General features: G+C 42.0%; 21 protein-coding genes and 3 tRNA genes. 12 read left to right on the top strand and 12 right to left on the bottom strand.

Annotated elements, in window-relative coordinates; all coding sequences use genetic code 11:
• Positions 1-541: 541 nt before the first annotated feature.
• Together C9J12_RS27955 and smrA are read left to right on the top strand one after the other, a co-directional pair.
• Positions 542-682 carry a DUF3149 domain-containing protein gene (locus C9J12_RS27955; protein WP_006232775.1) on the top strand — a complete coding sequence of 47 codons (141 nt, stop codon included), beginning with the start codon at positions 542-544 and terminating at the stop codon, positions 680-682.
• Positions 683-811: 129 nt separating this feature from the next.
• Positions 812-1,393, top strand: coding sequence for a DNA endonuclease SmrA (gene smrA / locus C9J12_RS27950; RefSeq protein WP_107246305.1), 582 nt, complete (start codon positions 812-814; stop codon positions 1,391-1,393).
• A gap of 103 nt (positions 1,394-1,496) precedes the next feature.
• Here the strand turns inward: smrA and C9J12_RS27945 are convergent, their stop codons facing one another.
• From C9J12_RS27945 to C9J12_RS27925, 5 genes are all read right to left on the bottom strand, one after another.
• Positions 1,497-2,111 carry a LysE family translocator gene (locus tag C9J12_RS27945; RefSeq protein ID WP_041394476.1) on the bottom strand — a complete coding sequence of 205 codons (615 nt, stop codon included), beginning with the start codon at positions 2,109-2,111 and terminating at the stop codon, positions 1,497-1,499.
• 55 nt (positions 2,112-2,166) lie between these two features.
• A complete protein-coding gene (locus tag C9J12_RS27940) occupies positions 2,167-3,111 on the bottom strand; it encodes a LysR family transcriptional regulator (protein WP_107246302.1) in 945 nt (314 codons plus the stop codon).
• 10 nt (positions 3,112-3,121) lie between these two features.
• Positions 3,122-3,598: a Cys-tRNA(Pro) deacylase gene (ybaK, locus tag C9J12_RS27935; RefSeq protein ID WP_107246299.1), complete on the bottom strand. Its 477-nt coding sequence runs from the start codon at positions 3,596-3,598 to the stop codon at positions 3,122-3,124.
• A gap of 208 nt (positions 3,599-3,806) precedes the next feature.
• Positions 3,807-5,480, bottom strand: coding sequence for a bifunctional UDP-sugar hydrolase/5'-nucleotidase UshA (gene ushA / locus C9J12_RS27930; protein ID WP_107246296.1), 1,674 nt, complete (start codon positions 5,478-5,480; stop codon positions 3,807-3,809).
• Between the two features lie 279 nt (positions 5,481-5,759).
• Positions 5,760-7,115, bottom strand: a complete 1,356-nt coding sequence (locus tag C9J12_RS27925) for a Na+/H+ antiporter NhaC family protein (RefSeq protein ID WP_107246293.1) — start codon at positions 7,113-7,115, stop codon at positions 5,760-5,762.
• Positions 7,116-7,352: 237 nt separating this feature from the next.
• Between C9J12_RS27925 and C9J12_RS27920 the strand changes: the two genes are divergently transcribed.
• Together C9J12_RS27920 and C9J12_RS27915 are read left to right on the top strand one after the other, a co-directional pair.
• Positions 7,353-9,233 (top strand): methyl-accepting chemotaxis protein, encoded by a 1,881-nt coding sequence (locus C9J12_RS27920; protein WP_107246290.1) that lies wholly within the window; start codon positions 7,353-7,355, stop codon positions 9,231-9,233.
• Between the two features lie 242 nt (positions 9,234-9,475).
• Entirely contained in the window at positions 9,476-11,359 is a 1,884-nt protein-coding gene (locus tag C9J12_RS27915; protein WP_107246287.1) for a methyl-accepting chemotaxis protein, read from the top strand.
• An 88-nt stretch (positions 11,360-11,447) separates the two neighbouring features.
• Here the strand turns inward: C9J12_RS27915 and C9J12_RS27910 are convergent, their stop codons facing one another.
• The 7 genes from C9J12_RS27910 to hemA form a co-directional block, all read right to left on the bottom strand.
• Positions 11,448-12,704: an aromatic amino acid transport family protein gene (locus C9J12_RS27910; protein WP_107246285.1), complete on the bottom strand. Its 1,257-nt coding sequence runs from the start codon at positions 12,702-12,704 to the stop codon at positions 11,448-11,450.
• 308 nt (positions 12,705-13,012) lie between these two features.
• On the bottom strand, positions 13,013-13,867 hold the full coding sequence (gene kdsA / locus C9J12_RS27905) for a 3-deoxy-8-phosphooctulonate synthase (protein ID WP_006232765.1): 855 nt from the start codon (positions 13,865-13,867) through the stop codon (positions 13,013-13,015).
• A gap of 19 nt (positions 13,868-13,886) precedes the next feature.
• Positions 13,887-14,696 (bottom strand): SirB1 family protein, encoded by an 810-nt coding sequence (locus C9J12_RS27900; RefSeq protein WP_107246282.1) that lies wholly within the window; start codon positions 14,694-14,696, stop codon positions 13,887-13,889.
• A gap of 2 nt (positions 14,697-14,698) precedes the next feature.
• Positions 14,699-15,079 carry a SirB2 family protein gene (locus tag C9J12_RS27895; protein WP_107246279.1) on the bottom strand — a complete coding sequence of 127 codons (381 nt, stop codon included), beginning with the start codon at positions 15,077-15,079 and terminating at the stop codon, positions 14,699-14,701.
• Positions 15,080-15,091: 12 nt separating this feature from the next.
• The gene (gene prmC / locus C9J12_RS27890; protein WP_107246276.1) at positions 15,092-15,940 is read right to left on the bottom strand and encodes a peptide chain release factor N(5)-glutamine methyltransferase; all 849 of its coding nucleotides are present in this window, start codon (positions 15,938-15,940) and stop codon (positions 15,092-15,094) included.
• A complete protein-coding gene (gene prfA, locus C9J12_RS27885; protein WP_107246273.1) occupies positions 15,940-17,028 on the bottom strand; it encodes a peptide chain release factor 1 in 1,089 nt (362 codons plus the stop codon). Before prfA ends, prmC begins: the two co-directional genes overlap by 1 nt.
• A gap of 12 nt (positions 17,029-17,040) precedes the next feature.
• A complete protein-coding gene (hemA, locus tag C9J12_RS27880) occupies positions 17,041-18,303 on the bottom strand; it encodes a glutamyl-tRNA reductase (protein WP_107246270.1) in 1,263 nt (420 codons plus the stop codon).
• A gap of 386 nt (positions 18,304-18,689) precedes the next feature.
• Between hemA and lolB the strand changes: the two genes are divergently transcribed.
• From lolB to C9J12_RS27840, 8 genes are all read left to right on the top strand, one after another.
• Positions 18,690-19,325: a lipoprotein insertase outer membrane protein LolB gene (gene lolB, locus C9J12_RS27875; protein ID WP_107246267.1), complete on the top strand. Its 636-nt coding sequence runs from the start codon at positions 18,690-18,692 to the stop codon at positions 19,323-19,325.
• Entirely contained in the window at positions 19,322-20,224 is a 903-nt protein-coding gene (gene ispE, locus C9J12_RS27870; protein ID WP_107246264.1) for a 4-(cytidine 5'-diphospho)-2-C-methyl-D-erythritol kinase, read from the top strand. The genes lolB and ispE overlap by 4 nt, the downstream gene beginning before the upstream one ends.
• Positions 20,225-20,256: 32 nt before the next feature.
• On the top strand, positions 20,257-21,204 hold the full coding sequence (locus C9J12_RS27865) for a ribose-phosphate pyrophosphokinase (RefSeq protein ID WP_146150124.1): 948 nt from the start codon (positions 20,257-20,259) through the stop codon (positions 21,202-21,204).
• A gap of 314 nt (positions 21,205-21,518) precedes the next feature.
• The gene (pth, locus tag C9J12_RS27860; protein ID WP_006232754.1) at positions 21,519-22,109 is read left to right on the top strand and encodes an aminoacyl-tRNA hydrolase; all 591 of its coding nucleotides are present in this window, start codon (positions 21,519-21,521) and stop codon (positions 22,107-22,109) included.
• Positions 22,110-22,212: 103 nt separating this feature from the next.
• Positions 22,213-23,304 carry a redox-regulated ATPase YchF gene (gene ychF / locus C9J12_RS27855; RefSeq protein ID WP_107246261.1) on the top strand — a complete coding sequence of 364 codons (1,092 nt, stop codon included), beginning with the start codon at positions 22,213-22,215 and terminating at the stop codon, positions 23,302-23,304.
• A gap of 305 nt (positions 23,305-23,609) precedes the next feature.
• Positions 23,610-23,686, top strand: a tRNA-Met gene (locus tag C9J12_RS27850).
• A 48-nt stretch (positions 23,687-23,734) separates the two neighbouring features.
• A tRNA-Leu gene (locus C9J12_RS27845) sits at positions 23,735-23,819 on the top strand.
• 69 nt (positions 23,820-23,888) lie between these two features.
• Positions 23,889-23,963: transfer RNA gene (locus C9J12_RS27840), tRNA-Gln, on the top strand.
• Positions 23,964-23,990: the final 27 nt, after the last annotated feature.

Here is a 23,990-nt window from a genome sequence, read left to right as displayed (position 1 = left end):
AATAGAAATAATAGTGGTCAGTGAAGAGGCTAAACAAGGTTAAGGTTTACCCCCGACCCTCTGGTCCGCTATACCTAAAATCAGGATGCGCTACCAAGCTCTACTATTCACCGACATTGTATATTTTAAATCTTACCAGATTGATTCTATCCGACTTGCATCCAATAGAAATAATAATTATCAGTGAAGAGGCTAAACAAGGTTAAGGTTTACCCCCGGACCCTCTGGTCCGCTATACCTAAAATCAGGATGCGCTACCAAGCTCTACTATTCACCGACATAATCAACAGGAGTGCTGTTGAGGTCGCCTATAATACTCAGCACGGAATATTAAGCAAGTTTTACAAGCCATTTTTTTTTATTCTAGATTCAGTTGCTCATCAATCGCACAAACTAGTGGAAACACCGTCACTTAAGTGATCTAAAACACATCATTAAAAACACAAATTAAACATCTTGCCAACCATTGATCCAAATCATCATAACGTTTTCATTCATTGATTATCTTGTAACCACTAACCCACGACTTTAAGGAAAGCACATGGATTTTTGGCTGGATCTTCTATTTGGTAACGCTGTAGGGCTCTCTTCAATGATCGTCATCTTTATTACGTTGGGTTTAATGCTATTTTTTGGCGGCTACTTTGTTTACAAAGTGTTGTCAGCACCCTCTCCTCACTAGAGCCATTTCGCAAAACATTTTACTTGCGCCAGGATCAACTTGTCGGTATTGATCCTGGATTTATTTTATCTTTATCCTTCCCAGATTGCCTCGTATAATCATTTCATCGCCCCTTAACGCCAAAGCATCATGTCAGATAACAATGAATTAGATCTCTTTCGAGAGATGATGGCCGATGTTTCACCACTCGAACAAGATCAAGTTGAAATCACTCAAAAACACCAAATAACAGAAACACATTTAGCACGGCAAATAGCAGCTCAAACCCTTACTGAAAGTGATCCTGAATATTTATCACTTGATAACGTCATAATGCGAAAGCCTGAAGATATTATTGAATTCAAACGAGATGGCGTTCAGGAAGGTGTTTTTAAAAAGCTACGGCTTGGAAAATACGAAATACAAGCTCGCTTAGATCTTCATCGCAAAACCTTAAAGCAGGCACGAGATGAAATTCTACAATTTCTAAAACAATGCCAACGCATGGATATTCGTACTGCCGTTATCATTCATGGCAAGGGCGAGCGCTCTGATCCACCAGCAATGATGAAGAGTCATGTCGCAACATGGTTAGAGCAAATATCTGACATCATGTGTTTTCACTCAGCACTTCGACAGCATGGCGGTAACGGAGCAACTTATGTAATGCTGAAGAAAAGCCCAGCCAAAAAACTCGACAATCGTGAGAAGCATCAAAAGCGACAACGTTAAGGCTAAAGGCTAAAAAAATTCATAAAAAAGGCTTTCTGAGTCGTATTCCAGAAAGCCTTTCTTATTGTATAAACTTATATATTCAATTGTATTTCACTGCTCTCTACGCTTGAATAACCACTCGTATTGCCAAAAGAATAAGAACAACACCAGACAATTGGTCGATCAACTTAGCTTTAGTACGCAACTTATCCAATACTTTCGGATTCGATAACACAAAAGCAATAAAGGTATACCATAAACCATCAACCAATAATGGCGTGGCTACAATGATGGAACGACTGGTTATTTCAGTACCAACAGCAACAAACTGACTGAATAGCGCTAAAAAGAATAAAGCCAGCTTGGGGTTTAACAATGAAATCATCAAACCATCACGGGCAGCTTCACGTAAGCGTGCTTTTTTACCCGCAGAGAGTTTCGCTGCCACACCACCTTTCGAGCGCAGTGCATTTACCCCAAGGTAAGCTAAATAAGCCGCCCCTGCATAAGAAATAAATGTAAATACAGTAGGTGATTGCTTTAATACCACCGCTAAACCCAATAGGGTGAGTAATGCATACACACCAACACCGATTGCATGCGCCCACGATGTAACAACACCATGCAGCCTTCCACTCGCAAGGCTATGTTTAGCCACAACCGCTAAACTTGGTCCCGGCGACATCGCCCCCAACATACAAATCATTAATAACGAAAACCAAATACTCAGTGTCATGCTTTTGCTCCTTTTGCATGGCGGTAAATTAACAAGCAATGGCTATAATTAGAAATCAAAACAATTCATCTCCCTCATGACTATTAATCATAGGCATTGAATACATAGAGCTTCGCATCGTGGTTAAAAGTAATGATCGCATCCACTGATGGGACGGTTCATTATTATATTTAGGATGCCAAAGTAACCAATATTTATGCTCGGGCACAGATATTGGCAGGGGGAAATAGGTGATAGGAAAGAGTTGCATCATATTCACAGCAATATGCTCAGGGATCACCAGCAACATATCAGAGCGACAAATAGTATTAAGCGCTGAAGTAAAAAAAGGCACCGAAAGCTTAACTCGTCGACTTAATCCTTTTTCAGCTAAACACCGATCAACAAAACTGTCTTTATCTCCCCCGCCAGTCACTGATGCATGATCGTAAGACAAAAAATCATTTAATTGCAGTGTATCTGCCGTCGCGAGTGGATGATCAGAACGCATCACACACACAGGATAGTCAGCCCCAATCGGTTCGCCGCATAAACCATCAGGAATGGCGGATAGCATGGTAGAGACAAATTGAATATCGAGATCGGCTAATTGTTCAAACTGCTTGGGTGACCACAATTGATAAGCGACACTAACGAGTGGAGCGTGCTCGCGTAAATGCTCAACCACTTCAGGAAGAATATATTGCGCGACATAATCAGAAGACGATAGTACCACTTTACCCTGCCATTGTTCTGGCTGAAAGGTGACAGGTTCAAACAAACTATTGCACTCAGCCAAAAGGGAACCTAACTTCAACTTTAAGGCTTCAGCACGTGGTGTCAGCAATAGTCTATTTCCCTCACGTATTAACAAGGTATCGTTAAACACTTCACGCAATTGGGTTAACTGCCGACTCACTGCTGATTGGGTAATATGTAAACGCTCAGCAGTACGACTAACATGACACTCTTCAAGCAGTACTTGTAAAGTACGTAATAAATTGAGGTTATGACTCTTCATCTATTTTTCGCTACTCTTTTGCAATCAAAGCAAACTGACCAGACGTTAGCGACAATAAATCGTTAGGTGCAAGTTCAATTTCTAAGCCGCGACGCCCCGCGCTCACACAAATTGTTTCTAACGGCTGGGCTGATGAATCTAAAAAAGTAGGTAATCGCTTCTTTTGCCCTAATGGACTAATTCCTCCCACGATATAGCCTGTTGTTTTCTCTGCAATCTGCGGATCAGCCATTTCAGCTTTTTTTCCACCAGCTGCTTTTGCTGCTGCTTTTAAATCCAACATGCCAGACACAGGAACAATGGCTACCGCCAACTTTTTTGGATCGCCATTAAGCGAAAATAGTAATGTTTTGAAGACAAGATTCGGATTTTGACCTAGCACTTCAGCAGCTTCTAAACCAAAGTTAGTATTGGCAGGATCATGCTCATATTGATGAACATTAAAGTGAACCCCTTTCTTTTTAGCTAGCTTTATTGCTGGTGTCATTACTGCTGACTCCCTATGATGAATGACGATATCTAAGCCATTTACTATATGCCTTACCACCAACCAACACCAGTAAAGAGAACAGCTCTGTCCAAGCACAACGGTAAATAATTACGACAAGAAGATATAAAAAAACGGCACCCTACGGCTTAATACTTATAATAGTAAAAAGCCAATAGGATACCGTTCTCATTAATCTGTATATCGTTTATTTATAAACGATTTCACCTTTTGGTGCATAAGCGTTTACATCAATAGGGCTGTTAGCTTGCAAGAACTCTTTCAAGACTTCTGCATCCACAAAACCGGTATTTACATAACCAGCATGACCAGCAATTTTCGGATAACCGTCACCACCAGCAGCATTAAAGCTTGGGATAGTAAAACGGTATGTTGCGTTAAGATCTAATGCTTTAGCACCAATCTTAACGTCATGCACTTTACCCTTCTCTACCACCATCGAAATACCGTAAAACTGCGCATAAGCACCAGAATCAACAGGCTTTGTTGCCACGACATTTAAGTAATCTAGGACTTCTGCACCCGTCATATCGGTATAAGTAACGATATTGCCAAATGGCTGAACCGTTAGTACATCTTTATAAGTGATATCACCAGCTTCAATAGAATCACGCACACCGCCAGAGTTCATAACAGCAAAATCTGCTTTTGCTCGCTGCATGTGAGAGGCTGCAATCAAACGACCAAGGTTTGTCTGCTTGAAGCGGACAACATTGCGATCACCTTCTAACTTACCGTTAGACTTGGCAATTTTAATGTTAAGTTGATCCTGACCTTTTTCTTGATATGGTGTTAAGAAAGACAATACATCTTGATCTTCAGTGATTTCGTCTTGAATAAATACGCGCTTTTTAGAGCCATCAGGCATCTTCACTTTTTTCTTCAAGTTAACAGGAATCAAGTTATAGCTAACCATCTCCAGTTCGCCGTTCTGGAATTCAAAATCCGCACGACCAACATACTTGCCCCATTCGTGTGCTTGAACAATCCATGTACCATTTTGTTGGTCTGGCTGACAAGCATCACCTGGATTAAAGTTTTTATTGTACATATTTGGACCTTCCATACAGACGGGCTCTTGCGAGTGGCCGCCTACAATCATGTCCAAATCACCTTCATCAACATAGCGCGCTAACGCCACATCACCAGGCGCATTCACACCACGGTTACCATTTTCATAATGGCCCATATGCGTTGCTGCAATAATCACGTCTGGCTTTTCTGTTTCTTTTAGCTCAGCAATTATCTTTTTAGCTTCCGATTTAGGATCACGAAAATCAATGCCGCTAATATATTCTGGATTACCAATTTTCGCCGTATCTTCGGTAGTTAAACCAATGACTGCAATTTTAATCCCTTGCTGCTCAAAAATTTGATACGGCTGGAATAAACGCTTACCTGTTTCTTTGTCATAAATATTCGCAGATAGCATTGGGAATTCAGCCCACGCTTCTTGCTTACGCAATACTTCAAGTGGGTTATCAAATTCATGGTTACCTAATGCCATTGCATCATAACCCAGCATATTCATGCCTTTAAAATCAGGCTCTGCGTCTTGTAGATCAGATTCTGGTACGCCGGTGTTTATATCACCACCAGATAGAAGCAATGCTGTACCGCCTTCAGCCTGCACTTCCGTGCGCAATTCATCTAACAGCGTTTTACGCGCTGCCATTCCATACTCACCGTTTTTATTCTGCCAGAAACGACCATGATGATCGTTGGTATGAAGAATAGTGATCTTATATGTTTTATCAGCATCCCATGCTGGTGAGGTGATATCAGCTTGGCTTGCACAACCAGAAAGTACTGCAAGCAAAGCTGCGCTCAATGCTGTTTTGGCAAATAGGCGTTGCTTCATGGTTTCCACCTTAATCGTTTTTATTGATTTTATTCCACTGCCTGCACTCCCTTGTTATTGATTTTTAACAAGGCATGCAGAATTTAACTTGCGTCAGTCTAAGTTAATTCATCAGCAGTTGCGGATTCATTTCATCAATATGTTGGGTGGATCACTTTACATAAATGCAAAATTTACGCGGTATACGCAACACGCATAAAAAAGCTCCGCAAATGCAGAGCTTTTGATATTTATATAAATACTGTTAATTAATGAAAACAGTACTAATGCCATTAACCGTTAAGCATTCGCTAATTGACGGTTAGGATGCTTCAATAAAACAGCAATAACGGCAGCAATCGCTAAGAAGAAGCAATAATAAGAATGGCTAACCACTTCAAGTGGTGATAAACCAAATACCGACCCCAATAATAATGCTTGAGCACCGTAAGGCAGAACGCCCTGAACCACACAAGAGAAGATATCGAGCAAACTTGCACTACGACGCGGCGTTACACCATTCTCTTCAGCTAGTTCACGTGCAACTCCACCTGAAACAATAATCGCTACCGTGTTATTAGCAGTACAAACATTCGTTAAACCAACCAAACCTGCAATACCAAACTCACTTGCTCGTAGGTTTTGTCCTTGCGAGTGATCTTTACTGAATACTCGAATAATGCGGCTAATCATTTGCGTTAAATACGCTAAACCACCTTGTTGGCGCATTAGCTCACTGATACCACCAATAAGCATGGATAGTAAGAAGATTTCTTGCATATTGCCGAAGCCAGCATAAATGTCTTTTGCGTACGTCGATAAGCTATAGTCATCAACCGACACAAGACCAATTCCACCCGCTAACAAGATACCGATACCCAGTACCACGAACACATTCAGACCCGATACCGCCAACACTAAAATCGTAATATAAGGCAATACTTTTAGCCATTCAATGTCACTCGCTGCCGGTACTTCCGTAACTGTGCTACTAAATGCGAATACCAACATAGCAACAATAGCAGCAGGTAAAGCAATACGAATATTCTCACGGAACTTATCTTTCATCTGACAGCCCTGTGAGCGGGTAGAAGCAATGGTCGTATCAGAAATAATCGATAAGTTATCACCAAACATCGCACCACTCAGTACAACGCCAGCCGTTAGCGCGACATCCATTCCAGCAGCTTGAGCTAACCCCAGAGCCACAGGCGCAACTGCCGCAATCGTACCCATAGAAGTACCCATTGCAGTTGCGATGAAAGCAGATATCACAAAAATACCCGGTAAGATCATACTTGCAGGAATCATTGAAAGACCAAGATTAACGGTAGCATCCACGCCCCCCGTTGCCTTAGCAACAGCTGCAAAAGCACCGGCTAATAGATAAATCATACACATTGCAATGATGTCGCTATGACCGACACCACGTAAAAACTGCTCGATTGCTTTATTTAATTTTTCTTTGCTCAGTAGCAGTGCAATAACGATCGCAGGTAATGCAGCAACAGGAGCTGGCAACTGGTAAAAGGCAAAGTCGACACCTTGCATAGTTAAGTAAGTTCCAACACCAATAAAGAGGGTTAGAAACACGCCTAAAGGCAGCAGTGCAAGTGCTGATGGCTTAATGATAGATTGTTGTGTTGTGTTCGACATGATGACTACAGGACATCTATTTTAGAATTTGTCATAGACTAAAACTTCCATCTATACGTGTCAACTTCTAGACGTCTAAACATCTAAATAAACGATTGTTACTGGTCATATCGACAACACGGTTCTTCGTCAATTCACATATCAATGAATTTTTTTTCACCGACATACACAGCAAGGTGCTTATATTGTATAGAACATGTACTATACCGTCACCAATACCATATAAAAATATTTAAAATGAAATTAACCCTCAAAACAAAGTTAATCGGCTCAATACTCATTGCTATTAGCATTATAGCGACAAGTCTGATCTGGCTTGCCTCACAAGAACTTTTTTCACAAACGAGAAATGGCATTTACTCCCGTGCAATAAGCCTCACCAATATTGCTACAGATAGCATTGGTTCTTGGCTTGATGACCATAAACTCATCATTCAAAGTACATCTAAAGTAACGGATATATCGCTATTACAGCCAGCCATGCTTCAAGCAAAACAGATTGGAAAATTTAACGATGTATTTTATGCCGACTTAACGGGTCAGCTATTTATTGCCGGACAAAACACCGCACTTAAAGGTTTTGATGCCCGACAACGAGAATGGTATAGCAAAGCCTTAAATGCTAATGGCGTTATTATCTCATCACCTTACATTGGTGCTGATAATGGGAAAACAATGATTACCTTTTCGGTACCCATTTATATAAACGGGCAAAAATCTGGCGTGGTAGGAGCTGATATTCCATTAAACTCATTACAAAATAATATTAACAATTACGATGTTGGCAACAATGCTCATGCAATGTTGCTGACCAATAAAGGTCAAATTATTGCCTACCCTGATACCAATTTAATTATGAAAAAATTTACCAGTGTAGCCCCAGAATTAATACCAACCGCAATTGGCGCTGCAATCCAGAACAAGAGTATTGAAATCTACCAACAGCAAGGTAAAGACAAACTTGTTTACTTTGATGCCATCGCCAATAGTGACTGGCTATTCGCCGTTGAGATGGATCGCGAGACAGAAGAAGCAAGTCATCAGCGTTTATTGCGCCAACTAATTATGACTGGAACCATTGCAACATTGTTGGCCATGCTCTTTGTTTCTTGGTTAATTAACTATTTGTTCCGCGATTTAGTTCGTGTCTCTCAAGCCTTAGCAGAAATAGCCAATGGAAAAGGTGATTTGACTCAGCGCTTGGAGCCCAATAGTGATGATGAAGTCGGTCAGCTTGCCATTAACTTCAATCGCTTTGTGAGCAATATGCATACCATGGTCAAACAATTAAACAAGGTATCTGCATCACTCAACCAACAGTCACATACAACCGCAGCACAGGCAGAAGAACGCAGCACGCGTATTCAGCACCAGCAAGATGAAATTAATATGGTCGCAACAGCCATTAATGAAATGGCGGCAGCAACGCAAGAGATCGCCCATAATGCTGAAAATACAGCAAAAACATCGAGTGAAACTGTCAGAGTCGTTGAACACGGGACAGCACAGGTTCACCAAAGCCAAGGGTCAATTGCCAATTTAGCGACAGACGTTAAAACCGCTACTGAGGTTATTGAAGAGTTAAATACCCACGCACAAAGTATCAATACGATTCTATCTACGATTCAAGGCATTGCAGAGCAGACAAACTTACTAGCACTCAATGCAGCAATTGAAGCGGCACGAGCTGGAGAACAAGGGCGAGGCTTTGCTGTCGTTGCTGATGAAGTACGGGTACTTAGCCAACGCACCCACGCGTCAACGCAAGAAATTCAGCAAATGATTGAAACATTACAGCGAACAACCACTCATGCTGTGGGTATCATGGGGGCTAGCCGTCAATTAGCAGAAGCAACAGTCGAAGATGCGACAGCATCCTCCGACAGTTTATCTCAAATCAATTCAGCAGTAGTCAACATTAGCGACATGGCAACTCAAATTGCTTCGGCGGCTGAAGAGCAATCTTCGGTAACAGAAGAAATCACTCGCAATACAATAGGCATTCGTGATGTTTCTAATGAACTAGCCATTGAAGCAACGGAAGCCGCCCAACAAGCAGCGGAATTATCTGAACTGTCACATCAACTGCAGCAAGAAATAAAACAATTCAAGCTATAAAGAAGCAGTATTAAAAATAGAAATAATCCTAAAAAGCCGATGCTTATATGCATCGGCTTTTTTATGCTTAAACCCCGCCATTTATTTGACAAATATGCGAAACACGTCAAATAAAATGCAGAATAACATGTTGATTTTATAAATTTTAAATGCCCGCCAGTTTTTCGTGCAAAATCTAAATAATAGCTATAGACTTCGCCACCTTATATTGAATTACTCCATTTTCCCCTCTGAGACCAAAAATGAAATTATCATTAAAACAAAAACTCATTGGTGCCAGCTTATCGGCCGTTGTTGTCATGGCAACTGCCTTGACTTGGTTAGCTGCAGATCAATTATTCGACCAAACGCGTAGTGGTGTTTATGCCCGTGCAGAAAGCTTGTCAGCAGCTGCTGCTGAAGGGATCTCTAATTGGGTATCGATTCGAACAGATATCGCTAGTGCATTTAATGACTACAGCACTGAAGAAAATGTCATCCCTTTTTTACAACAAGCCCGTAAAGCCGGTGGATTTGACGACATATTCCTAGGTACTCCTGCTGGTGATATGCTCCGTTCACATCCAGAACGTAACCGTGCAGATTATGACCCACGCACTCGCCCTTGGTACCGTGATGCACAAAATGCAGGCAAACAAATCATCACAACGGCATACCTCGATGCCATTACTAATTCACTGCTAATTACGATTGCCGAGCCAGTAAATAAAAATGGTAAATTTATTGGGGTTGTCGGCGCCGATGTACTAATTGATCAGCTGATCAATGATGTTATTAGTCTTGATGCTGGTGACAACGCTTATGCAATGCTAATTAACAAGCAAAATGGCACTTTTCTAGCGCATCCTAATAAATCGCTACTGTTAAAACCAATTAACAATTACAGCAAAGAAATTAGCATGCCAGCAATTGAATCTGCTATTCAAGACAAGCGCATTGAAGAAGTGACGGTTCAAGGTAAAGCCAAACTGTTGTATTTCGCTAATGTACCCGGTACTGACTGGATCATGGGCCTTGAAATGGACCAAGCGACAGAAGAAGCGAGCCATGCATCCCTACTTCGTCAGCTAATCATTACGTCTATTATTATCACACTCGTTGTAGTGGGTGCAGTTGCCTCGCTTGTCGGCTTCTTGTTCCGTGATTTGAGCCGCGTTTCAGATGCATTAGCAGAGATTGCGACAGGTGAAGGCGATCTGACTCAACGCCTTGAACCACGTAGTGATGATGAAGTCGGTCAGCTTGCCATTAACTTCAATCGCTTTGTCGGAAATATGCATGGTATGGTGAGCCGTTTAAGTGAAGTGTCAGCATCTCTGAATCAACAATCACACATTACGGCTTCCCAAGCGGAAGAGCGAAGTACTCGTATCCAGCACCAGCAAGACGAAATCAACATGGTCGCAACCGCAATAAATGAAATGGCGGCGGCAACCCAAGAAATAGCAGGTAATGCTGATAATACCGCGAAAACCTCAGGTGAAACGGTTGCAGTATCTGAACATGGTGCAACGCAGGTAAAACAAAGTCAGCAATCAATTAGTAGCCTTGCGGGTGAAGTTGAAACAGCAACGCAAGTTATTGGTGAGTTGAACACACATGCACAAAGCATCAATACGATTCTTTCAACAATTCAAGGAATTGCAGAGCAGACAAACTTACTGGCACTCAATGCGGCAATTGAAGCTGCACGTGCTGGCGAACAAGGTCGTGGTTTTGCTGTTGTGGCTGATGAAGTGCGCGTATTAAGCCAACGTACCCATGCTTCAACTCAAGAAATTCAACAAATGATTGAAACCTTACAGCAAACAACTGGTCGCGCTGTCGGTATCATGGAAGATAGCCGTCACCTTGCTGAAACCAGTGTTGATGATGCAAATTCTGCATCAGCAAGCTTATCGCAAATTAATACTGCAGTAACAAATATCAGTGATATGGCTACCCAGATTGCATCTGCAGCTGAAGAACAGTCATCTGTAACGGCCGAAATCACACGTAATACGGAAGGGATCCGCGACGTTTCTAATGAATTAGCAGTAGAAGCAGACCAAGCAGCGCAGCAAGCTGCTGAGCTATCAAACTTATCTCATGAGCTACAAAAAGAGATTAGCCGCTTTAAACTGTAGAAAACTATCTCAGAACGGGACACACATACAACAAAAAGGCTTACCTATTGGTAAGCCTTTTTTTAGATCAACAGCACAGCAAGTAAAATTAAACCAGATTAAAGACGATTGCTGACACTGCCAATAACCCCATCCCTAAAATAAAGTACGTACTAAAATGACGACGATACCGCTTTAATGCCTCTATTTTATAAACGGCAACCATTGGCATAACAAACAAAATCATAGCAATAATCGGCCCAGAAAATACCTCCATCATGCCTAAGATACTTGGGTTCAATACTGCCGCTCCCCAAATACAAAAGAACATAAAGATAATTCCCAAGCGGTCCATATTTTTATCACTGAATCGGGTTTGTTTCTGCAACAGTCCATTTAAGCTTTCGCGCGCACCAAGAAAATGCCCTAGAAATGAAGATGAGATGGCAATAAACGCAATTAATGGTCCTAAAGCGACAATGAATTGGCTGTCATGCACATTGGCTAAATACGATAACACTGAAACATTCTGCATTTTTGCTTCAAGCAGTTGTTCAGAGCTCAAACTGAGTACGCATGAAAACACAAAAAACAGCACAAAAGAAATCAGCATGACTGACGTGCGCTTTAAGATTTGTTCCGTTTTAGGTAGGGCTTTGTCACCATAATGACGACGCTGTGCGCCAGCAAAACTAGAAATTGCGGCTGCATGACTAAAAGCAAAAACAGTAACAGGAATAGCTAGCCATAATGTTGTTGATAACTGCCCGATATCGAATGTATTCGACATCTCGGGTAAGCGCCAGCTAGGCACCAGATATAATGATAAGCCCGCTAAAATAAAGGCTAATGGATACACAATAATTTCAAATACTTTTAGCATGATCTTTTCACCAGCCATCATCACTGAAATCATACCGAGCACCAAAATACCTGATAATACAATGCGTGAAGGGGAAGACATACCAAGCTGGTTAACAATAAAACTATCAACGGTATTAGTTAGCCCAACACCATAGATCAATAAGATAGGGAAAATAGATAAGAAATACAGAACAGAAATAATACGACCAGTTGACACACCAAAATGCTCTTCAACAACATTGGTAAAATCAGCATTCGATTGAGAAGAAGACAGAACAAAACGCGCCAAACCACGGTGAGCAAAAAACGTCATTGGCCCTGCCAGTAACGCCATTATTACCAAGGGCCAAAAGCCACCAGCACCAATATTAATCGGTAAGAAAAGAATGCCGGCACCAACAGCTGTTCCAAATAAGCTCAGCATCCAGCTGGTATCATGACGGTTCCAACGGCTCTGGTCAGCCGATATATTACTTAATGGTATACCTTGAGATAATGACACGCTATATCCTACTAATTCAAAATTTACTCTCGCCCAAGTATGGAGTAGCAGTATTTAATATCCAAAAAAGTGATGTAACAGATATCACTCTTTTATTGGTTGCCACATAGTTGTATCAGCTAACATTCCCTGCACGAATAAGTCATATATCCACAAATAGAGCACTAACCAGTCAAATCAACCAATTTAAGTGTATTGGTGATATTTTATGTAAACACACGAAATCGTTTAAAATAGAAACAAAAAAGGCTAAGCAGAATACTCTGCTTAGCCTTTTTTATTAATCAATTCTCTACACAGTAGACGACTTAATTAATTTCAATAGCCTCAAAACCCTTGATCAAGTCATCAAGCTGCTTGATCTGGTTTAGGAATGGTTCTAGCTTATCCAATGGGAAAGCTGAAGGGCCATCACAACGAGCTTGGTCTGGTGTTGGATGCGCTTCCATAAATAGACCCGCAATACCCGTCGCAATACCTGAACGAGCCAAATCAACGGTTTGCTCACGACGACCACCAGATGCTGCACCTAATGGATCACGGCATTGCAGTGCATGCGTTACGTCAAAGATGATTGGGCTACCTTTTGATGCTTTTTTCATTACATCGAAACCAAGCATATCAACAACAAGGTTATCGTAGCCATGCAGCGCACCACGCTCACAAAGAATCACATTCTCGTTATCACACTCAGCGAACTTCTCAACAATGTTACCCACTTGACCTGGGCTCATGTATTGTGGTTTTTTCACATTAATCACGGCACCTGTTTTTGCCATCGCTTCAACTAGATCAGTCTGGCGGGCAAGAAAAGCAGGAAGCTGAATAACATCAACAACATCAGCAACAGGCTGAGCTTGATAAATCTCATGAATATCAGTGATGATTTTAACGCCAAACGTATCTTTCAACTCTTGAAAAATCTTCAAACCTTCTTCCATACCAGGACCACGGTATGAATGGACTGATGAGCGGTTTGCTTTATCAAAAGAGGCTTTGAATACGAATGGAATGCCTAGCTTGTTGGTTACTTCAACATAATGCTCACAGATCTTCATAGCAAGATCGCGAGACTCTAGTACGTTCATACCACCGAACAAGACAAAAGGCTTGTCGTTAGCCACATCAATATCACCAACGCGAACAGTTTTTTGTTCCATCATTTTTATCTTCTCGTTTTAATTAATGCAGGGTTAAAGGCTCTTCATTAAGCGCTTGAACCTGTAACTTAAGCAATTCAGCCGCTGGGTCTTCAGGGCATTGCTCAATAAAATAAGCGTAATCTGACGCTGCTGCATGGCTACAATCTAATTGTTGATAGATATAACCACGATCTCTAATTTCATGGGGATCATCAGGGCGTAAAGACAATGCAAGATCACTACAACGCAAAGCATCGGTATAATGTTCTTCTCGCAAAAGGGCACTTTTCAATACCGTTAACCAACGCGCGAGAATATCTTTATTATCTGCGGTCGCTAAATGCTCATCTTTCAACTCACAAAATGGTCCTTTATAACCAATTAGCCAACCGCGTAATGTACGCAAGCTAATATATTCGCCATCAAAAGGATTAATGAACTGCTGTTCACCATCATACCAATCAATTTTTAAAATATATTGAGTAGGAAAACCAACACTGCTCACGGGCAGTTCAAGATGACGGGCTAAATATAAGAAAATAGCACCAAGGCTGACAGGGATCCCTTTTTTGCGCTCAAGAACTTTATCCAGTAATGCATTTTCAGAAGAAAAATACTGTTGCTGATCCCCCTGAAACCCCCACTCTCTGTAAAAGAGTCGAATTAACCCTTCCAAACGTAAATGAGGATTAGGTTCATCCATCAAGGCATGTTCTGCTTCTTTTGCCAGTTGCTTTAATTGCAGGCGGATTCTGGCAGCCGGAAAACTAGGATCAATAACCGAGGTGATCTCTAAAGCACCTTCCACCAACGTCATTTGGTCCAACTCGTCATCATTAAACTGCAACATGATTATCCCAGAAGTGGTGTTTTCATAAACGCAAGCTTAGCGGCTAGTACTATCCAGCCTAATGCGCCAAAAAATGCGAATGTTTTAAATACTTTATTCTTACCCACGTGTAATGTGAAAACACCTAATGCGATATAAGCAAATACACATGTAATTTTTTCAGTTAACCAACCACCACCAGCAGTAAAAGGCATAATACCGGTAATAAATATAAGCCCGACACCCGTTAGCAGTAACACTGTATCCACCGCGTGAGGGGTGATTTTCAGGAATTTCTTTCCCAATAACGGAGAGTTCGCCATCATCAAACAATAACGAACAATAAACAAAGACACACTCAGTGCAATAGCGACGAAGTGAAGGTGCTTTACTGATTCATACATAATATTTTCTCTCTATCCTTGCCAGCAACCTAGGGTGACTCGATCGAGCCCCGCATAGTCTTGCGCGGTTGAGACCAGGTGATAACCCAGTTCCTGTAAAATGTGTCGTACAGCTTCACCCTGTTCGAAACCGTGTTCCATTAGCAACCAGCCACCTGTTTGCAAATGTTGTCGACCTTGCTCACTGATGATTTGAATATCAGCTAATCCATTATTATCTGCAACCAATGCCGTTTTCGGTTCAAAGCGTACATCACCCAACACCAAATGCGGGTCTGCTGCATCAATATAAGGGGGGTTACTCACGACCACTGAAAATAGCTCATCGCTAGCAAGCGGAGTATACCAACTACCAGCCAAAAAACGCGCATTCTGTATATTAAGACGTTGACCATTTTCAGCAGCAAGTTCAGCGGCTTCAGGACGTAAGTCTATCCCTGTAACCTGAGCATCATTACGCTCAGACGCAATCGCTAAAGCAATCGCGCCCGTACCCGTACCTAAATCAAGAACGGTACATGCCTGAGTGGGTATTTTCTCTAATGCCAACTCAACCAAGCGCTCGGTATCAGGACGAGGGATTAACGTAAAGGGGGAAACCTTTAAAGGCAGCGACCAAAACTCACGTTCGCCTAAGATATACGCTACAGGCTCACCCGTAATACGTCGAGCAAGAAGCGCCTCAAATAGCGTGAATTGCTCATCACTTGGCGCTTTTTCAGGCCAAGTTAGCAAGTAACTGCGAGGTTTATCTAACACATGGCAAAGCAATACTGCGGCATCCAAATGCGGGCTATCAGAGCCCGCCTTGGTTAACTGCAACGTTGCCTGTTTTAACAAAGCATCGATGCATAATGGCATTAGTTTTGCTCTGCCATCGCAGCCAGTTCGTCTGCTTGGTGTTCTTGAATAACAGGTTGAATCAAGCTATCCATATCCCCTTCCATCACTTCATTCAAACGATAAAGAGTTAAGGTGATACGGTGGTCAGATACACGTCCCTGAGGGTAGTTATACGTACGAATACGGTCTGAACGATCACCTGAACCAAGTAGATTACGACGCGTGCTTGCTTCTTCTGCATGTCGCTTTTCTTCTTCAGCTTTAGTGATACGAGCTGCAAGAACAGACATCGCCTTTGCTTTGTTCTTATGCTGTGAACGTTCATCCTGACATTCAACCACAATACCTGTTGGTAAGTGAGTGATACGTATAGCAGAGTCAGTCGTGTTTACGTGCTGACCACCAGCGCCTGATGAACGGAACGTATCTATTTTTAGATCGCCAGTATTAATTTCAGGAATTTCTGCTTCAGGAATTTCAGGCATTACCGCAACAGTACATGCTGATGTGTGAACTCGACCTTGTGATTCTGTCGCAGGCACACGCTGCACACGGTGACCACCAGACTCAAATTTCAATACGCCGTAAGCGCCATCGCCACTTACCTTCGCAATCATTTCTTTGTAACCGCCCTGCTCAGAACGGTTTTCATTGATCACTTCAATACGCCAGCCACGACGCTCTGCATATCGACTGTACATACGGAATAAATCACCCGCAAAAATACCCGCTTCATCACCACCCGCACCGGCACGAATTTCAACAAAACAGTTACGATCATCGTTAGGATCTTTAGGGATCAATAGCACCTGAAGTTCATCTTCTAGACGAAGAATATTTGCTTTTGATTCTTTAGCTTCTTCTTGTGCCATTTCACGCATTTCAGGATCATCTTCTTTCGCCATTTCTTCTGCGGCTTCAAGATCATCTTTTGCACCCAAGTAAGCCTGGAAGCATTGCGTAATGTCTTCTAACTGGGAGTACTCTTTAGACAACGCTCGGAACTTGTTTTGATCACCGATAATGCCAGGGTCGCCAAGCAGATGTTGAATTTCTTCGTAACGCTCAACTAGGGTTTCTAATTTAACTAAAATTGATGATTTCATAGGATCTTTAAATTAATCTTTAATCGAGTCCAAACCCAGCGTTTCACGAATAACAGACAGTTTTTCCGGTTCACCATTGTGAGCCGCCTGCTGCATCGCACGGGTTGGCGCATGAATGAGTTTATTGGTCAATTTATTACTTAATTCAACCAATACTTTCTCAGGAGCCACGCCATTAGCAATAGCTTGTAGGCTTCGGCTTAGCATGTCATTTTTGATATCATCGGCCAAACAACGATACTGACGAATACTGTCGACAGCTTCCAGTGAACGTAACCAACTCATGAAAGCTGCACTTTCTTCACTGATAATTGCTTCCGCTTGGATGGCGGCTACCTTACGTTGTTCTCGGTTTTTTTCAATGATGCTGTGTAAGTCATCCACTGTATATAAATACACATCATTTAAATCACCCACTTCCGCTTCGACATCACGGGGAACCGCAATATCAACGAACAGCATTGGCTGATGTCGACGTGCTTTTATGGCTTTTTCTACCATTCCTTTACCCACAATTGGTAAAGGGCTAGCCGTTGAACTAATCACAATATCTGCACGGTGTAAGTGTTCTGGTATCTCTGGTAAGCCAATCACTTCTGCGCCAAACTCTTCAGCTAAATTGGCAGCTCGCTCTTTCGTTCGATTCGCAACAATTAACTTATTACAGCCTTGCTCGACTAAATGACGAGAAACAAGTTCGATTGTTTCACCAGCCCCTACCAACAGCACAGTAGCATCAGAAAGAGACTCAAAAATTTGTTTGGCTAATGTACAAGCAGCGTAAGCAACTGATACTGCATTTCCGCCAATATCAGTTTCAGTACGAACACGTTTCGCAACAGTGAATGTTTTATGGAACAGCTTTTCTAAGGTGCCATGAATTGCATCATACTCTTGCGAGGAAGAATATGACTGCTTTACTTGACCTAAAATCTGAGGTTCACCAAGTACTAACGAATCAAGCCCACAAGCAACGCGCATTAAATGGCGTGCAGCAGCTTGTTCTTCATGAAAATACAAACTTGGCAAAATCTCTTCTGCTGATAGCTGATGAAATTTCGCTAACCAGTCAATCATGACACCCGGGCCTGAATGCGTTACATCACAATACACTTCCGTTCGGTTGCAAGTAGATACAATAATGCTACTTGTCACCTCAGGATGTGACTCTAACTGCTGTAGCGCTTCTTTCAGTTTATCTGGTGAGAAAGCAACTTTTTCACGCAAATCGACAGAAGCTGTGTTGTGGTTTATACCTAATGCAAGCAGGGTCATGGAGACAGGTTACCAACTTCGCCAGTGAAAGATCTAAGGGGGGATTTTACTTGATGCCCCACCGTAATAAAAGGCAACAGATGTAATCGTTCCGAGATAACCCCGTATTTGTAGAATATAAAATACATTTTTCTCATGCATCCCCCCATATAATACCACTTCAGCCTAGTGTTAAAGAATAGCAATGAAATAATGTAATAACATGAATAATAATAATAAAATATTAATTAAAGACGAAGCCGCATGTCATAAACAAATCAAAAATCCATCGCGTTAAACAAAAAAAAATTTTATGATAAACACACCAATGAAATTACATTTTTATTTGGCTTATCGAATAATTAACGCTATTGTTTGCGCAAAAGCACTCATCGAGTCACTGTATTATGTCTCCAATATTCTCTACTCTAATTCCTGCTAAACGCTCATGGTATTTTATCGTTTTTCCACTTTTTTTATCCCTTCTTACAGGCTGTGCGCAACAAGCACAAATAGCAACGACAACCGATTGGGTAACTCACGAGAAGGCCCTAGAAAACCTTTCTCGATATGATGCCAAAGGAAAATTGGGCTATAAAGCACCGAAATTACGTTTTGGTGGCAATATGATTTGGCAAACAACACCCAATAGTGACAAATTGTTGTTAACCAATTTTCTTGGTAAAACATTACTTAAGTTAGACGCTACACCCAAAATGACAACCTTAGTTGATTATGATGGTAAGCAACACTCAGGCGCTAATGCCTCAGGATTAGTTCGTGAATTAACCGGAATAAACCTGCCCATAGAACAAATGCGTGACTGGCTGATTGGTTTACCTACCGCTGCTGATACTTATCAACTTAACCCTCAAAATCGTGTGGCATACTTAGCAAAACAGGTAGATGGACAAATATGGGAAATGGATTATCAAGAATACGATTATTCCATTTATCCCTCGCTACCAAAGCGCATGGTGCTCACACAAGACAAACAACAAATCACTCTTATAATTAATGAGTGGGATATACATAAAAAATGATAACGACTGTGAATAATCAATCAAATTGCACCCCTATTTTTAATCGTCAAACACATTGGCCTTCCCCTGCAAAACTGAACCTTTTTTTATACATTACAGGGCAACGACCGAACGGTTATCATGAGCTCCAAACACTGTTTCAATTTTTGGATTATGGCGATACATTAACAATTACAGCAACCAATACATCGGCTATCACAATCAATCCAGCCATTGAAGGCGTGAACACCGAAGATAACCTTATCTATCGTGCTGCCGATGCATTACGTCAGGCGACAGGGACGACATTTGGTGCTCATATAGAGATCGATAAGATATTACCGATGGGAGGAGGATTAGGCGGCGGTTCATCAAACGCAGCGACCACACTTGTTGCGCTCAATTACTTGTGGCAAACCCAGCTAGATTTAGATAAATTAGCTGATATTGGTCTTGCACTGGGGGCTGATGTACCCGTTTTTGTGAAAGGTTTTAGTGCATTTGCCGAAGGTGTTGGTGAAAAATTACTGCCAGCAACGCCTCAAGAAAAGTGGTTTTTAGTCACAAAACCCAATGTAAGCATTGCAACTGTTGATATTTTCACCCATCCCGATTTAATTAGAAATACTGAAAAACGTAGTCTGAAAGCCCTTTTAGCAGGCGTTTACGAAAACGATTGCGAAAAAATTGTCAGAAGACTGCATCCCGAGGTTGATAAGGCGGTTTCGTGGCTGTTAGAATACGCGCCGTCGAGATTGACTGGCACTGGCGCTTGTGTGTTCGCTGAATTCAGCTCACAACAAGAAGCTGATGCCATTTTAAAGAAATTACCTAACTGGCTCCACGGATTTGTCGCTAAAGGTGTTAATACATCTCCCCTGATGGCAACCCTGCACGTACATTCTACGGATTGTCAGTAACTACAACTTGGACGCAACCTGAGGTTTCCACCGTGCCTGATATGAAGCTGTTTGCTGGTAACGCTACACCAGAACTAGCCCAACGCATTGCTGACCGTCTTTACATTTCACTAGGAGATGCGACAGTCGATCGTTTTTCCGATGGTGAAGTATGCGTTCAGATTAATGAAAACGTTCGTGGTAGTGACGTATTCATTATTCAATCAACTTGTGCGCCAACCAATGACAACCTAATGGAATTGGTTGTGATGATCGATGCACTACGCCGCGCTTCTGCTGGCCGTATTACTGCTGTAATTCCTTACTTCGGTTATGCTCGCCAAGATCGTCGTGTACGTTCTGCTCGTGTGCCAATCACAGCTAAAGTAGTTGCCGATTTCCTTTCTAACGTAGGTGTTGACCGCGTTCTAACTGTTGACTTACACGCAGAGCAAATTCAAGGCTTCTTCGATGTACCTGTAGACAACGTATTCGGTAGCCCAGTTCTTCTTGAAGACATACTAGCGAGAAACCTGGAAGATCCAGTTGTTGTGTCTCCAGACATCGGTGGTGTTGTACGTGCTCGTGCAATCGCTAAGCTGCTTGATGATACTGATATCGCAATTATCGATAAACGTCGTCCACGTGCAAACGTCTCTCAGGTAATGCACCTTATCGGTGACGTTGAAGGTCGTGACTGTATCATCGTTGATGATATGATCGATACTGGCGGTACATTGTGTAAAGCTGCTGAAGCTCTTAAAGAGCGTGGCGCTAAACGTGTATTCGCTTATGCAACTCACCCTGTGTTCTCAGGTAGTGCAGTTAAGAACATCAGCGAATCAGTTATCGATGAAGTTATCGTGACTGACTCTATCCCACTGTCAAAAGAAATCGTAGCTACAGGCCGTGTATCTGTCTTAACGCTTTCTGGCATGCTTGCTGAAGCGATTCGTCGTATCAGCAATGAAGAGTCTATTTCTGCGATGTTTGAGCACTAATAGCACTTCATTCGAATTATTTTCGAATCAAGATAAATACCAAACGCCTCGCACTACGCGAGGCGTTTTTCATGACCGACATAAATAAATTGTCCATCAGACACTTTTTATAATACTCCACAATGAAATGGCAACATTCCTCACAACGGCGGTGGCAATGGCAGATTGCTCTTCACAAAGGTCGTATCAATTTTCGTTAGATTGGTATAACATATCGCGCGTTTTGCACCCAGATAACAAACTAATCCGTTTCTCTACTATTGAGAACTGATCATTTTGCTATAAGACTTTAGCTAAAAACCAGAGAGACAAGCGTGAGTAATAATATTCGTCTATTAGTTGGCCTGGCAAATCCCGGTGCCGAGTATGCTAAAACCCGCCATAATGCGGGAGCATGGGTCGTACAAGAACTGGCTCGAGTGCACAATGTTACTCTACGAGAAGAATCAAAGTACTTCGGTGTAACTGGCAGGATCACAACCAATGGACAGGATCTTCGCTTGTTGATCCCAACAACATACATGAACCTATCAGGTAAATCGGTCGCTGCTTTGGCGAATTTCTTCCAAATCAAACCGGAAGAAATCCTTATTGCTCATGACGAACTCGATTTACCACCAGGCGTTGCTAAATTCAAAAAAGGCGGCGGGCATGGTGGTCATAACGGCTTACGTGACACTATAAGCAAAATGGGTAACAACAAAGAATTCTATCGTTTGCGTGTTGGTATTGGGCATCCAGGCGATAAAAACAAGGTTGCAAACTTTGTGTTAGGCAAAGCACCAGTCAAAGAACAAGAATGTATTGATGCCGCTGTTGATGAAGCAGTCCGCTGCATGGATATCTTGTTAAATGATGGGCTGAACAAAGCACAAAACAGACTACATTCATTCAAAGCTGAATAAGTCTACACACTACTTTTTAAATAACGATTCAACTTGCTGTTACTTCAAAAGATAACAACGAGATAGGTCGCTACGAAGATAATTACCAAAAGGGTTTCAAGCCATGGGTTTTAAATGCGGTATCGTTGGTCTACCAAACGTTGGTAAGTCCACACTATTCAACGCCTTAACTAAAGCTGGTATCGAAGCAGCAAACTTCCCGTTCTGTACGATCGAGCCAAACACCGGCGTTGTACCTGTGCCAGATCTGCGTTTGGCTGCATTAGCAGAGATTGTTAAACCAGAACGTATTCTGCCAACAACAATGGAATTTGTTGATATTGCAGGTCTAGTTGCTGGTGCATCGAAAGGCGAAGGTCTTGGTAACAAGTTCCTGGCTAACATTCGTGAAACTGATGCGATTGGTCACGTTGTACGTTGTTTTGAAGATGACAACATTGTTCACGTAGCAGGAAAGATTAACCCTCTTGAAGATATCGAAGTTATCAACCTTGAGCTAGCGCTGGCTGATCTTGATACTTGTGAGCGTGCTATTTTCCGTCAAGCTAAAAGAGCGAAAGGCGGCGATAGCGAAGCTAAGTACGAAATTGCTGTTCTTGAAAAAATGCTGCCAACATTGACTGAAGGCGGTATGGTTCGCTCTATCGAGTTATCAAAAGAAGAACTCGCAGCAATTGAATACCTACACTTCTTAACTGTAAAACCAACAATGTATATCGCAAACGTTAGCGAAGATGGTTTTGAAAATAACCCATTCCTAGACATAGTTGTTGAATATGCAGCGAAAGAAAATGCGATTGTCGTTCCTATCTGTGCAGCTATTGAATCTGAAATCGCTGAACTAGAAGATGCTGATCGCGAAGAATTCCTTGCTGACATGGGTATCGAAGAACCGGGTCTAAACCGCGTAATTCGTTCTGGTTATGAGCTACTCACTCTGCAAACATATTTCACTGCAGGCGTTAAAGAAGTTCGCGCATGGACAATCCCTGTTGGTGCAACAGCACCACAAGCAGCAGGTAAAATCCACACTGACTTTGAAAAAGGCTTCATTCGTGCTGAAGTTATTGGATACGATTCATTCATCGAATTCAAAGGCGAAAGCGGCGCTAAAGATGCAGGTAAATGGCGTCTAGAAGGTAAAGATTACATTGTTAAAGATGGCGATGTAGTTCACTTCCGCTTCAACGTTTAAGATAATTACTGACGAACATCAGCTTTTATCGCCCTAACACTATAAGCTAGCAGAAATGCTAGCTTATTTTTTATCGCTCGATAAGTAATATGATAATCAGTAGCCTTTCGCGTTTGAACGATCTTGGATGAAAAATTGGTTTTCAGTTTGCCATTCGCCCATTTCGCCCAAATAACAGTCGAACAAACGAATTTTAGGTAGATATTAAAAAAAACTGTTGACGGTTTTTGCTGGTATGAGCATAATGCGCCCCGTTCCCAAGACAGTGTTCACTCGTGAACATGGTCAAAAAGAACAAGAAACATGGCTACGTAGCTCAGTTGGTTAGAGCACATCACTCATAATGATGGGGTCACAGGTTCGAATCCCGTCGTAGCCACCATCTTCTCTCTTTTGAGATGAAGCATCGCAAGATGTAAAATTACCAGATGCGGAAGTGGCGGAATTGGTAGACGCACCAGATTTAGGTTCTGGCGCCGCAAGGTGTGAGAGTTCAAGTCTCTCCTTCCGCACCATTCTCTTTACGAAGAGAACTGTTCTTAGATAACTTGTTTTAAACAAGCAGGGCTTTGAACAGACATTGTAGGGCTATCGCCAAGCGGTAAGGCAGCGGCTTTTGATGCCGCCATCCCCTGGTTCGAATCCAGGTAGCCCTGCCACATTTTATTATGTGGCTTAATTGCTTT

This window comes from Photobacterium frigidiphilum (genome assembly GCF_003025615.1).
Classification (GTDB): Bacteria; Pseudomonadota; Gammaproteobacteria; order Enterobacterales; family Vibrionaceae; genus Photobacterium; species Photobacterium frigidiphilum.
The sequence above is the reverse complement of the archived record's forward strand: the minus strand, read 5'-3'. Positions and strand labels throughout refer to the sequence as shown.

Excerpts from the sequence above, each read along its gene's own strand:
- C9J12_RS27955 (WP_006232775.1), top strand. The coding sequence starts at position 542 with ATGGATTTTTGGCTGGATCTTCTATTTGGTAACGCTGTAGGGCTCTCT.
- smrA (WP_107246305.1), top strand. The coding sequence starts at position 812 with ATGTCAGATAACAATGAATTAGATCTCTTTCGAGAGATGATGGCCGAT.
- C9J12_RS27945 (WP_041394476.1), bottom strand. The coding sequence starts at position 2,111 with ATGACACTGAGTATTTGGTTTTCGTTATTAATGATTTGTATGTTGGGG.
- C9J12_RS27940 (WP_107246302.1), bottom strand. The coding sequence starts at position 3,111 with ATGAAGAGTCATAACCTCAATTTATTACGTACTTTACAAGTACTGCTT.
- ybaK (WP_107246299.1), bottom strand. The coding sequence starts at position 3,598 with ATGACACCAGCAATAAAGCTAGCTAAAAAGAAAGGGGTTCACTTTAAT.
- ushA (WP_107246296.1), bottom strand. The coding sequence starts at position 5,480 with ATGAAGCAACGCCTATTTGCCAAAACAGCATTGAGCGCAGCTTTGCTT.
- C9J12_RS27925 (WP_107246293.1), bottom strand. The coding sequence starts at position 7,115 with ATGTCGAACACAACACAACAATCTATCATTAAGCCATCAGCACTTGCA.
- C9J12_RS27920 (WP_107246290.1), top strand. The coding sequence starts at position 7,353 with ATGAAATTAACCCTCAAAACAAAGTTAATCGGCTCAATACTCATTGCT.
- C9J12_RS27915 (WP_107246287.1), top strand. The coding sequence starts at position 9,476 with ATGAAATTATCATTAAAACAAAAACTCATTGGTGCCAGCTTATCGGCC.
- kdsA (WP_006232765.1), bottom strand. The coding sequence starts at position 13,867 with ATGATGGAACAAAAAACTGTTCGCGTTGGTGATATTGATGTGGCTAAC.
- C9J12_RS27900 (WP_107246282.1), bottom strand. The coding sequence starts at position 14,696 with ATGTTGCAGTTTAATGATGACGAGTTGGACCAAATGACGTTGGTGGAA.
- C9J12_RS27895 (WP_107246279.1), bottom strand. The coding sequence starts at position 15,079 with ATGTATGAATCAGTAAAGCACCTTCACTTCGTCGCTATTGCACTGAGT.
- prmC (WP_107246276.1), bottom strand. The coding sequence starts at position 15,940 with ATGCCATTATGCATCGATGCTTTGTTAAAACAGGCAACGTTGCAGTTA.
- prfA (WP_107246273.1), bottom strand. The coding sequence starts at position 17,028 with ATGAAATCATCAATTTTAGTTAAATTAGAAACCCTAGTTGAGCGTTAC.
- hemA (WP_107246270.1), bottom strand. The coding sequence starts at position 18,303 with ATGACCCTGCTTGCATTAGGTATAAACCACAACACAGCTTCTGTCGAT.
- lolB (WP_107246267.1), top strand. The coding sequence starts at position 18,690 with ATGTCTCCAATATTCTCTACTCTAATTCCTGCTAAACGCTCATGGTAT.
- ispE (WP_107246264.1), top strand. The coding sequence starts at position 19,322 with ATGATAACGACTGTGAATAATCAATCAAATTGCACCCCTATTTTTAAT.
- ychF (WP_107246261.1), top strand. The coding sequence starts at position 22,213 with ATGGGTTTTAAATGCGGTATCGTTGGTCTACCAAACGTTGGTAAGTCC.